Here is a 487-nt window from a genome sequence, read left to right on the forward strand (position 1 = left end):
AAATTACGATTTCATGTTACTACACTGGGAGAATGATATAGCATCCAGCTAATGTTGTGGATGCAGAGTTACGATTTCTTGGTAGCTATCCTATTTTTAAATACGTAACAGCTTTTAAAGCCAAGTTATTAAATGTCTGTGAACTACCTTTGAACAAGATCCTAAACATTACGGTTCCGGTATTCGAATAAAATGAAGCCTGAATTGTACTTTTCCAATAGGGATCATCCGTAAATGTGTTTGCCACCGCAGTTCCATATACGCGACCATTGCCTGTTAAGATAAGTATGTCGTATACTGCAGATTCAAAAGCTAAACTTACCATATTTGCGCCGATTAAACTATTGTGCTGATATTTATATTCCGTATTTATTGCGCTTGGAATTATATTTATCCATAGCGTTTTAGGTGTGGCATTGTTCCAGCGGGCAGAGGCCTCGCTATTTAACTTGCTACAAGTCTATTCCAGGATTCCCAAGTGGTCGGG

Origin of the sequence: Clostridium sp. OM05-5BH, assembly GCF_003481505.1 — a bacterium.
Taxonomy (GTDB): domain Bacteria; phylum Bacillota; class Clostridia; order Lachnospirales; family Lachnospiraceae; genus Otoolea; species Otoolea fessa.